The sequence below is a fragment of the Vibrio sp. OPT46 genome (assembly GCF_015163535.1).
Lineage (GTDB): Bacteria > Pseudomonadota > Gammaproteobacteria > Enterobacterales > Vibrionaceae > Vibrio > Vibrio alginolyticus.
On the sequence record NZ_JADDYG010000608.1, the window covers coordinates 691 to 914 of the forward strand.

Here is a 224-nt window from a genome sequence, read left to right on the forward strand (position 1 = left end):
ATTGATGTCCTGCCAAACGACACCGATGTGGATGGCGATAAGCTGTCGATTGAATCGGCTTCCGTACCTGAAACACAAGGTACAGTTGAGATCGTTGATGGCAGACTGGTCTTCACACCGGCTGATAACTTCCATGGTGACGCTGAAATCACTTACACCGTGACCGATGGTGCACTGACTGACCAAGCGACGGTTAACGTCACCGTGAATGCGGTGAACGACAC

1 protein-coding gene is annotated in these 224 nt (G+C 51.3%); it reads left to right on the forward strand.

Features of this window, described 5'->3' with window-relative positions; translation table 11 throughout:
- Window positions 1-224, forward strand: a 224-nt coding sequence (locus IQR33_RS34140) for a cadherin-like domain-containing protein (RefSeq protein ID WP_228014092.1), incomplete at both ends; no start/stop codon positions are given.